The organism is Chryseobacterium carnipullorum (assembly GCF_900142785.1).
In the GTDB taxonomy this organism is placed as follows: Bacteria; Bacteroidota; Bacteroidia; order Flavobacteriales; family Weeksellaceae; genus Chryseobacterium; species Chryseobacterium carnipullorum.
Genome location: NZ_FRCD01000014.1, coordinates 11,850 through 24,446, shown reverse-complemented (window position 1 = coordinate 24,446; position 12,597 = coordinate 11,850). Strand labels below are relative to the sequence as shown.

Sequence of the window (12,597 nt, the reverse complement as noted above, 5' to 3'; positions counted from 1 at the left end):
ATAAACAAACTTAATGAAATTATGTGGGACGTGTTTTAGAATTTGAGAGTAGAGGATCGGTAAATTTAGTGGAGTGGAGTTTAGGGTAAAAAGAACATCCTAAAATTTCATTAACCTATAGCGCTTTGTTTCTCAAATTTTCAGACTTTATAGCCCTCAGACCCTCACAGATCCGAAATAGAGCTGTCCCGGTCACGTTCAAATCTTCTGTTTTTAGCTTCTCCTATCTTTTGTTTCGTGTAAATACTGGTATGGCCGGAAAGTAAATACGAAACTACGCAGGCAATCGCGATATACACCCCGGATTCAGCTCCGAATAATTCTATTCCCATCAGCAAACAGGCCAGCGGAGTATTGGTAGCTCCGGCAAAAACGGCTACAAAACCCATTCCGGCGAGCAGTCCGAATGGTAATGGAATAAAGAGCGATAAAGAACTCCCAAGAGTCGCTCCAATAAAAAATAAAGGAGTTACTTCACCACCTTTGAATCCTGCAGAAAGGGTAACGATGGTAAAAATCATTTTTAGAGCAAAATCATACAAGGGAAGCTGCTTCTCAAAAGATTCTACAATCACCGGAATTCCCAATCCGATATATCTTGTAGTTCCCATCGCAAAAACTGCCAGAGCAACGATAATTCCACCCACTACAGGACGGAATGGAGGATATTTGATTTTAGATTTAAAGACAGAACCTGTCCAGTGAATGATTCTACTGAAACCTGCCGCACAGATCCCGAAAGCAATTCCGGCCAGAATACTGTATAAAACTGGCAGAAATTCTATTTTGGGAACAAAATCGATAGAGTAGTGGGTATGTTTAACCTTCCAAAGGTTAGTGACCCAATCTGCAAAAATTGCCGAGGCAAATGCCGGAAAAATAGCATTATACCGTATTCTTCCGATCAGAAAAACCTCCAGTCCGAAAACAGCACCCGCCAAAGGTGTCCCGAAAATAGATCCAAAACCTGCTGCAATGGCGGCAATGAGTAGAATTCTTCTTTCATTCTTGTCAAGTTGCAGTGGTTTGCTAAGCTGATCTGCAATAGCTCCCGCCATCTGAAGTGCGGTTCCCTCACGTCCTGCAGAACCTCCAAAGAAATGCGTAATCATCGTACCCAGATAAACAAAGGGCGCCATTTTTAAGGGAATGATCTCTTTCGGGTCATGAATACTCTCAATCAGTACATTGTTTCCTGCCTCTACATCTTTTCCGTAGTAATAATACAAAAGACCAATAAAAAACCCGGCAACAGGGAGCAAGGCAATCAGCCAGATATGACTTTCCCTGAACTGAGTGGCCCATTCCAGAGACTGTAGAAATCCGGCAGAAGCCGTTCCTACCAAACCACCAATGATTATGCTGATGCACAACCATTTTAAAATATAGGGCAGAGCAGGGTACTTTCTAAAGAATATCTTAGTGTGAAATGTTGTTTTTCTGCGAAGTGTCCATTGTTTTTTTGACATAATAATCCTGATCAGTTATTGGTTAATAATCTCTTAATCAGGCGTCATCAGCTTCTGTAAAGCGGTTGGGTAAGGAAGAGCACCATTTCCTTTGTATCGCAAATATAATTATTCTTTATGAATTTTAAACGAAAAAGTATTTCTGTTTTATAAAAACGGTTTCATTTCATCCTCAATCTGCGTTCTTAAGTCCATCAGACGTTTTGCGTAACGTTCCTGTTGTTTTTCCTCTTCAGTCTCAGGGACCCATACAGGGACCGGTAGTTTTTTGCCATTTTCATCTACCGCTACAAAAACAATAATACAGTGCGTCTTTTTGTCGAAAGTAGGTTGCTTCAGATTTCTTGAAAAAACATTGATCGAAATATGCATGCTTGATTTTCCGGTATAGATCACCTGCGCATCTACCCGTACAACTTCCCCGATCTTGATCGGTTCATAAAAACGGATTCCACCCACATACACCGTGACGGAGTAATTTCCGCTCCATGTGGTGGCACATGCATAACCCGCCTGGTCGATCCATTTCATGACGCTTCCTCCATGTACATTTCCTCCATAATTCACGTCTGAAGGCTCCGAAATAAACTGAAAAGTAATAGGCTTATTCTGCATCTTTATAAAATTTTAATAAAGTTATTTAATTATTTCCGGAATTTTGGATTAAATCCTACTTTTGAAAGACCAAACTTCAATGAAGAAGAAAATTTAACGAACAACAGATTTAAAAAATAACAATGAAGAAAGTATTTTATCTTAATACATGTGATACCTGCAGAAAAATTTTAGCTCAATTTGATCTTAAAGACTGGGAACTTCGTGAGATTAAAAAAGAACCGGTTACGAGTGAGGAACTGGAAGCAATGTATAAAAAAACAAAGTCATACGAAGCTTTGTTCAGTAAGAAATCAACACAGATCAAATTAAGAGGTTTGGACGTGAAAACTCTTCAGGAGAAAGACTTTAAAGACCTTTTGCTGGATCATTACACTTTTCTGAAACGTCCGGTTTTTATTACCGACAAAGAAATATTTGTAGGAAATGATAAAAATAATGTGGAGGCTTTAAGAGAATTCTTTGGAGTCAATGAATGAAATACCTGATTTCTATACTGCTTTTCACGTCGGTCAGTCTCTTGGGGCAGACGGTTTACAGAACTCCATCGGGTGCAAAATACCACAGGTCATCATGCAGAATGGTGAAAAATGTTTCCTCTGGTCTTGACGTCAATGAAGCAGTGAAAATCGGTCTTCAACCCTGCAAAATATGCAATCCTCCCAAAACATCAGTGTACGGAATGGTTTCCAGCCCTAAAAAGGTAAACGGTGTCAATAAGGGTAACCAATGTCTGGGAAGAACAAAAGCAGGAACAAGATGTAAGCACTATACCCGTATTGGAAATGACTATTGTTTTCAGCATGTGCCGAAATCATAAATCCTTGTGGTCAATATTTTGTGATTTATTTTTAATGGATTCATTATTAAATACTTATCTTTATAATAGCCAAAAAATAATATCATGAAAAAAGACTTTTTAAAAACAAAGAATCTTAAAAGATCAGCATTAAAAGAAATTACGGGAGCAGGTAAAGTTCCGGTTGTCAATTGCTTCACACTTTGCGGACCCGGAGGCGGAGTTATTTCCAACAGACCTGGAATAGGGGATGCCTGCAATCCGGACAGATCTGTATGCTGTATTTGTTATTAACCACAAAAAATAGGCTGTAAAAAATTACAGCCTATTTTATTTGTATATCTTTTTTGAACGATTATACGAAAGGAGCTTTCACTACTTTTGCTGGAATGTTCTTGTTTCTTACCTGAATAAAGATTTCAGAACCCAGTTTGAAGTGAGGTTGGTCTACATAAGCCAGACCTAAACCGATCTTTTTCATTGGAGACTGTGTTCCAGAAGTTACTTTTCCAATCACATTTCCTTCTGCATCTACTACCGGATAATCATGTCTTGGAACCCCTTTATCCTGAAGCTCAAAACCTACCAGCTTTCTCGTAATGCCTTCCTCTTTTTGCTTCGCGAAGGTATCTTTCGAAACAAAATCTTTATCAAATTTCGTGATCCATCCCAATCCGGCTTCAATAGGAGAGGTCGTATCATCGATATCGTTTCCGTATAGACAGAATCCTTTTTCCAGTCTTAAAGTATCTCTTGCAGCAAGTCCGGCAGGAACAATTCCTTCCGCTTCACCTGCATTGATAATCGCATCCCAAAGCTGTTCAGCATTCTCATTGTTGAAGTAGATCTCAAATCCACCGCTTCCGGTGTAGCCTGTGTTTGAAATAATCACATTATTGACACCGGCAACGCTTCCCAATGCAAAATGATAGTAAGGAATCTCAGAAAGATTGGTTTCTGTAAGCTTCTGAAGGATTTCCGTAGCTCTTGGTCCCTGGATTGCCAATAATGACATTTCATCAGACGCATTCGTCATTTGAGCTCCGAAAGTGTTGTATTTTGAAATATGATTCCAGTCTTTTTCGATATTGGATGCATTGACCACAACGAAATATTTATCATCTTCCATTTTGTAAACAATAAGGTCATCCACAATTCCTCCGTTCTCATTAGGAAGGCAAGAATATTGAGCTTTTCCGTTTTCCAGAGCATCTACATTGTTTGTCGTAACAAACTGTAAAAGATCTTTAGATCCCGGTCCTTCAATAAAAAACTGTCCCATGTGTGACACATCAAACAATCCTGCTTTCTCTCTTACTGCAAAATGCTCTTCCGTTACACCAGAATACTGTACAGGCATTTCAAAACCTGCAAAAGGTACGATTTTAGCGCCCAAAGAAACGTGTTTATCGTATAAGGCTGTTTTCTTCATATTTAATTTTTATTTCTTTATTTTAAAGCTGTTGAAAGTTTCGTTAAATAGGTTCATATAATTTCCGTTCCAGAACTTTTGGCCACAGTTGATGGAGACAAGATACAGATCTTTGTCTTTCTGAAATGCCCTGGTGATCCAGAACAGTTTTTCTTTTTCATCAAAATACTCGTAGAAATACTCTGTGTAGCCTTTTTTACCTTTGCTTTCCTTTATTTTATTCTCAGGTTCCTGGGACTGGTAAAGGGCAAGGATAAATTTTTTCATTTCTGCTTTCGGAAGTTCCAGACCATGGTATTCAGAAATGGTAATGGCTCCCACCTCGTTGGCAGGGAAAATATTGACAATCTCACTGTCGTTGGTAGATCTCCATCCTTCCGGAACCTGAATAGAGTAGCCGGGACTGTCATATATTTTTGCTTTTTGGGCAAAAAATAAACTTGCCGATAAAAAAGCGGATACAAGCAGTATTTTTTTCATCAATTAAAAATGGTGTTTATATTCTTCAAGGATAATTTTGAACCATTCCGTAAAATTTCCTGGATTTTCAGCAATTTCCTGATCAAGATCCTGCATGGAAATAAATCGAACTTCTTCCACTTCTTCCTTATTCAGATTGAAATCAGATTCATATTCATAGTGCCCTACAAATACGTGGTCGAGTTCGTGCTCCCAAAGACCGCCTCCTACATCTGCTTTATAGATAAAATTGAATTTTTCCGAAAGTTCAGATTGAATTCCCAGTTCTTCACGAAGCCTGCGTTGAGCACCTTCAAGATAAGTTTCCCCATCTTTTGGGTGAGAGCATACAGCATTGGTCCATTGATTAGGGGAATGGTATTTTCCTGATGCTCTTTTCTGAAGAAGCATCTCACCTTTGCTGTTGAACAAAAATACAGAAAATGCACGGTGCAGAAGACCGTTGATATGAGCCTGCTGCTTTTCCATAAGGCCTAAAACGTCATCTTCAGGATTTACTAAAACTACAAATTCTTCCATTTCTACAAATGTAAGCCTAATAAATGTATTTTGAAAATTTTTGGATAAACATCATAGGATATGCAATCACGGTGCAAAAAACAGATAGAGCCGTCGTAAGCAGAAAGACGGAAGCCTGAAGGTAGAGTATTGGGCTATGATCGTTGATTAAAAAACAATAAAATCGTATAACTTTGACCCTTAGGGGCTCGTAGCCTACTTTTTCAAGCCTTAGACTTCCTTACCTGTTTGCATAACTGAAATTTTCTCCTCTCTTACAGCAGATGATGTTACCCCAAAATGCTTTTTCAGAGATTTCAAAGAAAACAGTAGGATCAGCTTGGGAGATCAATTTTAAAAACATCATCTTAAAGCCTTCATTTTTTGTTAAACAGATAACATTAGAATTAACATATAAAACGGAATAAAATTAACCATATCTGCATTAATGATAAAGTATTGTTGATTTTATTCGTTAAACAGTATTTTTTATAGCGTATTTTTAATATAAACTAAATTTGATATGGAGGTTCAATCTAAAAATTGTAACTTTGCCATTCAAATTTTAATGATGGAGTTAGAATATAAAGAGCATATAAGTCCGATTCTTAAGGACGGGGTGAAAAATTACTTAATAGACATCGACGGTACCATTACAGAGGACGTTCCGAACGAAGAGCCAGAAAGAATGGTCACCTGTGAGCCTTACCCGGATGCACTTGAAACAGTCAACAAATGGTATGACGAAGGGCATCAGATCTGTTTCTTCACATCAAGAACAGAAAACCTGAAACAGATTACGATCGACTGGCTGGATAAGCACGGCTTCAAATACCACAGCGTACTCTGCGGAAAACCTAGAGGAGGTAACTATCACTGGATAGACAACCACTTGGTAAGAGCTACAAGGTACAAAGGCAGATTTACAGACCTTGTAGAAAAGCAGGTAACCATTGAAGTTTTCAAAGAAGATTAAGAAAACATATACGAAGATTTAAAAATTGAACAATGAAAGTGTACGCACTGAAAATTCTTTAATTTTTAAATCTTTTCACTTTTTAATATCAATTGTATTTATGAAAGTTTTAGCAAATGACGGTCTGGATCAATCTGGAATTGATGCCCTGACTGAGAAAGGGTTTGAAGTGATCACTGCAAAAGTTCCGCAGGAGTTTTTGGTAGATTACATTAATGAGCATAAGATCCGCACACTCTTGGTGAGAAGTGCCACGCAGGTAAGAAAAGATATTATTGACGGATGCCCTTCGCTTGGGATTATTGGACGTGGTGGTGTAGGAATGGATAATATTGACGTGGACTATGCAAGAGAAAAAGGAATTCATGTGATCAATACACCCTCAGCTTCTTCAGAATCAGTTGCTGAACTTGTTTTTGCCCATTTATTTTCAGGAGCAAGATTTCTTCAGGATTCCAACAGAAAAATGCCGTTGGTAGGAGATACAGAATTCGCAGGTCTTAAAAAGGCCTATACTGCAGGTATCGAACTAAGAGGAAAAACCATTGGTATTGTTGGAATGGGAAGAATAGGACAGGAGGTTGCCAGAATTGCTCTGGGATTGGGAATGAGAGTGGTTGCTGCAGATAATAATGTGGGAAAGGCAAGCATCAAAGTAAAATTCTATAATAACCAGTTCATCAATGTGGATATTGAAACTGAACCGCTTCAGGAAGTATTGAAACATTCAGATTTTATTACCCTGCACGTTCCGGCTCAGAAAGAAGGATATATGATCGGAAAAAATGAATTTGACATCATGAAAGACGGTGTTGCCGTAGTGAATTGTTCAAGAGGTGGAGTTATCGATGAGTCTGCCCTGATCGAAGCATTGGATTCAGGCAAAGTAAAATTTGCAGGATTAGATGTTTTCATCAATGAGCCTACCCCTTCCAAAGCTATATTGAACCATTCAAAGATCTCTCTGACTCCTCACACAGGAGCCTCTACTTTAGAAGCTCAGGACAGAATCGGACTTTCTCTGGCAGAACAGATTTCAAGTATTTTACAGATTCAGTAATCACTGAAACGGATAAAAATAATGAAGCACCTCAATTTGAGGTGCTTTTGTGTTATATATTATTTTTGCTTTTTAGAAGATCTCTGATTTCAGTCAGCAACTGTTGATCTGCAGTAGGTCCTGCCGGAGCTGCCTCATCTTTTTTAATGATTTTATTGGCTCCTTTAATAATCCAGAAAAGGACCAAAGCGATACACAGAAAACTGATCAAAGCAGAAAGGAAATTACCGTAAGTGACTCCATTCCATGAAAGTTTTGAAATGTTTTCTGCACCTGCTGCTTTCAATGCCGGATTCAGCAAAAGTGGAGTGATGACATCTTCTACCAATGAGGAAACAATTTTTCCAAAAGCCCCACCGATAATGACACCGACAGCCAGATCAAGTACATTACCCTTAAAAGCAAAGGCTTTAAATTCATTAACAAATCCCATAATTTATATTTTTTTTAATTAGTATACACACAAAAATATAATTAAAAAATGTAAAAAACGTTACTTTTTAGAGTTTTTTTATTCCATAATTATTGAATTATGGACTGTAATTAAGAGTTTTTTTAAGTAGAGTTAATATTTTTAATTAAATATTTATCATAGTAATAATTTGCATGCATTTGTATAACTAAGAATAGACCGTCAAAGAAATCTTTCGTAATTTGGTTAAAAGTTTCACACTATCTTATGAAAATATTTACCGCAGAACAAATACGCCGCTGGGACAGTTTTACGATTTCGCAAGAACCTGTTTCTTCAATACAGCTTATGGAGAGGGCTTCCGAGACTTTAGCAGGCTGGATTTCCGAAAACTGTAAAAACCATAAAAAAATTGCTATCTTCTGTGGTACCGGAAACAATGGCGGTGATGGACTTGCCGTGGCGAGAATCCTTTATACCAAAGGTTTCGATGTAGATATTTTTATAAAAAACATCAGAGGTAAATTATCAGATCAGGCGTCGGTCAATTTAAAAAGGCTCAGGGATTTTTCTGGAATTTCTATTAGAGAGTTTAAAGAAGCAGAACACTATAATTTTGATGCCAGGACCATTGTTATTGATGCTCTTTTTGGGACGGGGCTTTCACGACCCTTAGAAGGTATTTATACAGAATTGGTCGAACTGCTGAACGAGCAGGATTGTATTAAAATTGCAGTCGATATTCCTTCCGGTCTGCCTGCTGATAATATATTTGAAGATCATCCGGTTATTTTTCAGGCTCATTACACCCTGAGTTTTCAATCCTGGAAAAAGAGTTTTCTTCATCCTGAAACAGGGCCATATGTAGGAACTGTCATTATTCTCGATATAGGGCTTCATACGGGATACCTGGAAACAGAGAAGGCTGAAGATTTTACAGTTGATGACAAACTTATCGATCGTATTTTTAAACCAAGAAAAGACTTCTCTCATAAAGGAACTTATGGAAAAGTAACTATTGCAGGAGGAAGTTATGGTAAGATAGGAGCAGCAGTACTGGCTACAAAATCGGCTTTAAAAGTCGGAGCAGGACTTACTTTTACTTTGGCACCAGCGTGTGGGTATGAAATTCTGCAGATCTCATGTCCTGAAGCAATGTTTATAGAAAGCGGAACAAGATTTATAGAAAATTTCAAATCGGAAGACCATACAGTATATGGTATCGGACCCGGTTTGGGCACTCATCGAGAGACAGAAAAAGGCCTGCTGGATTTCTTAAAAGAATACACCCATCCTGTGGTCCTGGATGCTGATGCATTGAATATTCTTTCAAAAGATAGTAAAAATCTGAAACTGATTCCTCAACAGTCTGTCATAACGCCGCATCCTAAGGAATTTGAACGATTATTCGGAAGCACTGAAAATTCATTTGAAAGACTGGCGCTTGCCCGTGAAAAAGCTGCAGAATTTAATGTCTATATCGTTTTAAAAGACCATCACACCCAAATTGTGACTCCGGAAGGAAATGTATTTTACAATATTACCGGAAATTCCGGACTTGCCAAAGGTGGGAGCGGAGATATCCTTACGGGTATTCTTACTTCATTAATAGCGCAGGGATATACTCAGGAAGAGGCTTGTATTTTGGGAGTCTGGCTTCATGGCCGGGCAGCTGATTTAGCTGCTGAGAAATACTCTAAAGAATCGATGCTTCCTACAGATGTGATCAATGAATTTGGAGCTGTTTTCGAGGAATTGACCAAAAGAACCGCAATGAAATTATGATAAAGTAAAAAAAGACATATTAGACGGTCCAATTTATAAAAAGAAAAAGGGCAAATTCGCTTCTCCGCAAATTTGCCCTTTTATTTTATCATCTGTTATTACTCAGGCTTTTCATTTTCTGCCTGCGTAATCTTGAATTTTTTAGAAATAATCATGATAACCACACCTGCAATCATAAACGGAATAGAAAGTACCTGTCCCGTATTCAGTCCTCCGATACGGATAAACTCATCGCCCTGAGGTTCTTTCAGGAATTCAACAAAGAATCTTACCGCCCAAAGGATAATGAAGAATAATCCAAAAAGCCATCCCTGTTGATATTTTTTGTTTGTTTTTCTGTACAATATCCATAACAATACGAACAATAGAAAATAGCCCGCAGCCTCAAGAAGCTGACCAGGGTAGCGGGGAACTGTAGGACCATATTCGCTGCTCTGCTGTGGGAAAAGAATGGCAAACGGAGAATTGGGATCCACTGCTTTTCCTACAATCTCTGAATTGAAAAAATTACCGATTCTTACAAAGGCACCTCCTAAAGCAACCACAATTCCGATCCTGTCATACACCCAGAATGGATTTTTTTTAATAATCTTAAATGAATAATATAAAGTGGTAAAAATAAGTGCTATTGTTGCTCCATGACTGGCCAACCCGGAGAATCCTGTAAATTTCAATCCGTTTTTAGTGCTTATCGGCAAAAATACACTCCAGAAATCTTCTTTAAAAAGCTCCGGCTGATAAAAGATAACATGCCCTAATCTGGCTCCTAAAATAGTTCCGATCAGCGTCCATGTGAAAAGAGGTTCCAGATATTTCTGATTAACATTATCGATTTTAAAGATTCTCAACATTAAAACGTAACCAAAACCAAAAGCAAAAACAAACATTAAGCTATAGAAATGTAATGTAACCGGCCCTAGCTGAATCCCTTTTGAAGGATCCCATATTTTGAAAGGTGTTTCCAGTGCAACATTGTCAGACTCTGTAATGGGTTTTGCTGATTTTACTGCATATTTAAAAGCTGTAATATTGTCCTGAGTAATTGGGCTGTCAATCAGTTTAAAATGTTTATCGAAAAACTGATATTTGAAAGTCTTGTATTTCGTTAGGATGAGCGTCCCTGAATCAAAGTGTGCCGGTTCAAAATTGGAATCATTGAAGATAACCAGAACATTATTGTTAGTGGTCTTTTCCGGAAAAGCGCTGAGATCAATGATCTCGGTAGTAGAATAGATTTTTACCGGAATTCCCGCTCCGTTTACTTTCAGAGTCCCGTCAGATAAACCTCCGGGATATTCCTGGGAAAAGGCAAACTGCGTGATCAATGCAAATACGACGAGATAAATTCTGAAAAATAAGTTACTCATTTCTATTGATTTAATACTTTGTTACTGATTTATTTTTTTTGGAGGAACAGGGTCATAGCCACTGCCTCCCCATGGATGACATTTTGAAATTCTTTTGATTCCCATCCACAATCCTTTGAAAATACCATGCACCTGAAGAGCTTCCACCATATAATGAGAGCAGGTAGGTTCGTAACGGCAGTTTTTAGGAAGTAGGGGCGAAATAAACCATTGGTAAAATTTTATCAAAATTACCAAGGGAAAACTAATGATTTTATTGAATGTATGTTCCAAAACAATGCAAAAATAGGGTAAAAAAATTAAAATTAGTTTAATTTTGTTAGAAGTTTCAGAGATCAAAAAACTGAATCTGTTTACCGAAAAAATAAATTATCTTGAGCCAAAATACTCCATTAGCCGAAAAATTAAGACCCAAAACCCTGGATGAAGTTCTTGGACAGGAACATCTTACCGGAGAAAAAGGCACGATCAGAAAGATGATCGAAAATAATGCCCTGAACTCACTCATCCTTTGGGGACCTCCAGGTACAGGAAAAACAACATTAGCAGAAATTATTTCTGAAAAATCAGGCAGGAAGTTTTATAAACTCTCAGCAGTTTCTTCAGGGGTAAAAGATGTGCGTGACGTGATTGAAGATGCTAAAAAACAAAACCTGTTTTCAGGTAAATCTCCTATTTTATTCATCGATGAGATTCACCGTTTCAATAAATCCCAACAGGATTCCCTGCTTCATGCGGTTGAGAAGGGCTGGATAGTTTTAATAGGGGCTACCACAGAAAACCCCAGCTTTGAAGTTGTATCTGCCCTTTTATCAAGAAGTCAGGTGTATATTTTGAAAGCACTCAGCTATGAAAAGCTAGAAGAATTGATTGATACTGCTTTTCAACGATACAATAAAGATGAAGGGACTCATTTTAAAGTTGCAGAAAAGGAAGCATTGATCCAATATTCTGGAGGAGATGCAAGAAAGTTGATCAATTCTGTTGAATTGGTGCTTAACCAGTACATGAATTCAAATAAAGAAGAGATCAGCAACGCAGACGTTCTTGATATTTTGCAGGAAACAATGGCGCTCTATGATAAAAATGGAGAGCAGCATTATGATATTATTTCTGCCTTCATCAAATCTATGCGGGGCGGCGATCCGAATGGTGCGGTTTACTGGCTGGCAAGAATGATTGCAGGAGGGGAGGATATCAAGTTTATTGCCCGGAGAATGCTTATTCTGGCAGCAGAAGACATAGGCCTTGCTAATCCTAATGCTTTGGTGATCGCCAATAACTGTTTCCAGGCCATCAATGTGATTGGTAATCCGGAATCAAGAATAATTTTAAGTGAAACTGCAGTTTATCTGGCCGTTTCACCTAAGAGTAATTCAACCTATATGGCAATTAATGATGCCCTGGCTCTGGTAAAGCAGACCGGAAACCTTCCAGTGCCCCTGCATTTGAGGAATGCGCCTACCAAACTGATGAAAGATCTGGATTATGGTAAGGAGTATAAATATGCTCATTCGTACGAAGGAAACTTTGTAGATCAGGATTTTCTGCCTGAAGAAATTAAGCATGCGAAACTTTATCAGCCTGGCAACAATGCTACGGAAAAGAAAATTTACGAAGAGCTTAAGAAAAAATGGAATAACAGATATTAAAGACAAAAGGATACTTTTTAAAGTATCCTTTTATTATAATGTAATTCTCTGT

Annotated in this window: 15 protein-coding genes and 1 riboswitch; of the genes, 7 read left to right on the top strand and 8 right to left on the bottom strand. The window is 38.0% G+C overall.

The annotated features are described in order from the left end of the window. Nucleotides 1-164: 164 nt before the first annotated feature. Both BUC06_RS15660 and BUC06_RS15655 read right to left on the bottom strand, forming a co-directional pair. A complete protein-coding gene (locus tag BUC06_RS15660) occupies nucleotides 165-1,469 on the bottom strand; it encodes a voltage-gated chloride channel family protein (RefSeq protein ID WP_185116984.1) in 1,305 nt (434 codons plus the stop codon). 31 nt (nucleotides 1,470-1,500) lie between these two features. Beyond that, a riboswitch (Fluoride riboswitch) is annotated at nucleotides 1,501-1,568 on the bottom strand. 48 nt (nucleotides 1,569-1,616) lie between these two features. Next, on the bottom strand, nucleotides 1,617-2,084 hold the full coding sequence (locus tag BUC06_RS15655) for an acyl-CoA thioesterase (protein ID WP_073334960.1): 468 nt from the start codon (nucleotides 2,082-2,084) through the stop codon (nucleotides 1,617-1,619). A 122-nt stretch (nucleotides 2,085-2,206) separates the two neighbouring features. Between BUC06_RS15655 and BUC06_RS15650 the strand changes: the two genes are divergently transcribed. The 3 genes from BUC06_RS15650 (at nucleotide 2,207) to BUC06_RS15640 (ending at nucleotide 3,177) form a co-directional block, all read left to right on the top strand. Continuing rightward, a complete protein-coding gene (locus tag BUC06_RS15650) occupies nucleotides 2,207-2,563 on the top strand; it encodes an arsenate reductase family protein (RefSeq protein ID WP_073334959.1) in 357 nt (118 codons plus the stop codon). After that, nucleotides 2,560-2,904, top strand: a complete 345-nt coding sequence (locus tag BUC06_RS15645) for a hypothetical protein (RefSeq protein WP_073334958.1) — start codon at nucleotides 2,560-2,562, stop codon at nucleotides 2,902-2,904. The genes BUC06_RS15650 and BUC06_RS15645 overlap by 4 nt, the downstream gene beginning before the upstream one ends. Nucleotides 2,905-2,988: 84 nt before the next feature. Beyond that, nucleotides 2,989-3,177: a hypothetical protein gene (locus BUC06_RS15640; protein ID WP_073334957.1), complete on the top strand. Its 189-nt coding sequence runs from the start codon at nucleotides 2,989-2,991 to the stop codon at nucleotides 3,175-3,177. 61 nt (nucleotides 3,178-3,238) lie between these two features. On the opposite strand, the gene gcvT is transcribed toward BUC06_RS15640, so the two are convergent. The 3 genes from gcvT to idi are packed head-to-tail and all read right to left on the bottom strand — an operon-like array spanning nucleotide 3,239 to nucleotide 5,314. Beyond that, a complete protein-coding gene (gene gcvT / locus BUC06_RS15635) occupies nucleotides 3,239-4,315 on the bottom strand; it encodes a glycine cleavage system aminomethyltransferase GcvT (protein WP_073334956.1) in 1,077 nt (358 codons plus the stop codon). A gap of 9 nt (nucleotides 4,316-4,324) precedes the next feature. Beyond that, nucleotides 4,325-4,795: a hypothetical protein gene (locus BUC06_RS15630; RefSeq protein WP_228423778.1), complete on the bottom strand. Its 471-nt coding sequence runs from the start codon at nucleotides 4,793-4,795 to the stop codon at nucleotides 4,325-4,327. Nucleotides 4,796-4,798: 3 nt separating this feature from the next. Next, entirely contained in the window at nucleotides 4,799-5,314 is a 516-nt protein-coding gene (idi, locus tag BUC06_RS15625; protein WP_073334954.1) for an isopentenyl-diphosphate Delta-isomerase, read from the bottom strand. Nucleotides 5,315-5,864: 550 nt separating this feature from the next. Here idi and BUC06_RS15620 point away from each other — a divergent pair. Both BUC06_RS15620 and BUC06_RS15615 read left to right on the top strand, forming a co-directional pair. Next, complete coding sequence (locus BUC06_RS15620) at nucleotides 5,865-6,269, top strand: LNS2 domain-containing protein (protein WP_073335081.1); 405 nt, start codon at nucleotides 5,865-5,867, stop codon at nucleotides 6,267-6,269. A gap of 100 nt (nucleotides 6,270-6,369) precedes the next feature. Further along, complete coding sequence (locus tag BUC06_RS15615; RefSeq protein WP_073334953.1) at nucleotides 6,370-7,329, top strand: D-2-hydroxyacid dehydrogenase; 960 nt, start codon at nucleotides 6,370-6,372, stop codon at nucleotides 7,327-7,329. A 52-nt stretch (nucleotides 7,330-7,381) separates the two neighbouring features. Here the strand turns inward: BUC06_RS15615 and mscL are convergent, their stop codons facing one another. Next, nucleotides 7,382-7,762: a large conductance mechanosensitive channel protein MscL gene (mscL, locus tag BUC06_RS15610; RefSeq protein WP_073334952.1), complete on the bottom strand. Its 381-nt coding sequence runs from the start codon at nucleotides 7,760-7,762 to the stop codon at nucleotides 7,382-7,384. Between the two features lie 246 nt (nucleotides 7,763-8,008). Between mscL and BUC06_RS15605 the strand changes: the two genes are divergently transcribed. Next, nucleotides 8,009-9,526 carry a bifunctional ADP-dependent NAD(P)H-hydrate dehydratase/NAD(P)H-hydrate epimerase gene (locus tag BUC06_RS15605; RefSeq protein WP_073334951.1) on the top strand — a complete coding sequence of 506 codons (1,518 nt, stop codon included), beginning with the start codon at nucleotides 8,009-8,011 and terminating at the stop codon, nucleotides 9,524-9,526. A 98-nt stretch (nucleotides 9,527-9,624) separates the two neighbouring features. On the opposite strand, the gene lgt is transcribed toward BUC06_RS15605, so the two are convergent. Beyond that, nucleotides 9,625-10,491 carry a prolipoprotein diacylglyceryl transferase gene (gene lgt / locus BUC06_RS15600; protein WP_073335080.1) on the bottom strand — a complete coding sequence of 289 codons (867 nt, stop codon included), beginning with the start codon at nucleotides 10,489-10,491 and terminating at the stop codon, nucleotides 9,625-9,627. 423 nt (nucleotides 10,492-10,914) lie between these two features. After that, complete coding sequence (yidD, locus tag BUC06_RS15595) at nucleotides 10,915-11,121, bottom strand: membrane protein insertion efficiency factor YidD (RefSeq protein WP_394363683.1); 207 nt, start codon at nucleotides 11,119-11,121, stop codon at nucleotides 10,915-10,917. A 146-nt stretch (nucleotides 11,122-11,267) separates the two neighbouring features. Between yidD and BUC06_RS15590 the strand changes: the two genes are divergently transcribed. Then, nucleotides 11,268-12,545, top strand: coding sequence for a replication-associated recombination protein A (locus tag BUC06_RS15590; RefSeq protein WP_073334949.1), 1,278 nt, complete (start codon nucleotides 11,268-11,270; stop codon nucleotides 12,543-12,545). Nucleotides 12,546-12,597 lie beyond the last annotated feature (52 nt).

Bases quoted from the DNA above. Each gene is read 5' to 3' on its own strand.
- BUC06_RS15615 (WP_073334953.1), top strand. From the start codon at position 6,370: ATGAAAGTTTTAGCAAATGACGGTCTGGATCAATCTGGAATTGATGCC.
- mscL (WP_073334952.1), bottom strand. From the start codon at position 7,762: ATGGGATTTGTTAATGAATTTAAAGCCTTTGCTTTTAAGGGTAATGTA.
- BUC06_RS15620 (WP_073335081.1), top strand. From the start codon at position 5,865: ATGGAGTTAGAATATAAAGAGCATATAAGTCCGATTCTTAAGGACGGG.
- BUC06_RS15640 (WP_073334957.1), top strand. From the start codon at position 2,989: ATGAAAAAAGACTTTTTAAAAACAAAGAATCTTAAAAGATCAGCATTA.
- BUC06_RS15630 (WP_228423778.1), bottom strand. From the start codon at position 4,795: ATGAAAAAAATACTGCTTGTATCCGCTTTTTTATCGGCAAGTTTATTT.
- BUC06_RS15660 (WP_185116984.1), bottom strand. From the start codon at position 1,469: ATGTCAAAAAAACAATGGACACTTCGCAGAAAAACAACATTTCACACT.
- BUC06_RS15650 (WP_073334959.1), top strand. From the start codon at position 2,207: ATGAAGAAAGTATTTTATCTTAATACATGTGATACCTGCAGAAAAATT.
- BUC06_RS15655 (WP_073334960.1), bottom strand. From the start codon at position 2,084: ATGCAGAATAAGCCTATTACTTTTCAGTTTATTTCGGAGCCTTCAGAC.
- BUC06_RS15605 (WP_073334951.1), top strand. From the start codon at position 8,009: ATGAAAATATTTACCGCAGAACAAATACGCCGCTGGGACAGTTTTACG.
- BUC06_RS15645 (WP_073334958.1), top strand. From the start codon at position 2,560: ATGAAATACCTGATTTCTATACTGCTTTTCACGTCGGTCAGTCTCTTG.
- idi (WP_073334954.1), bottom strand. From the start codon at position 5,314: ATGGAAGAATTTGTAGTTTTAGTAAATCCTGAAGATGACGTTTTAGGC.
- gcvT (WP_073334956.1), bottom strand. From the start codon at position 4,315: ATGAAGAAAACAGCCTTATACGATAAACACGTTTCTTTGGGCGCTAAA.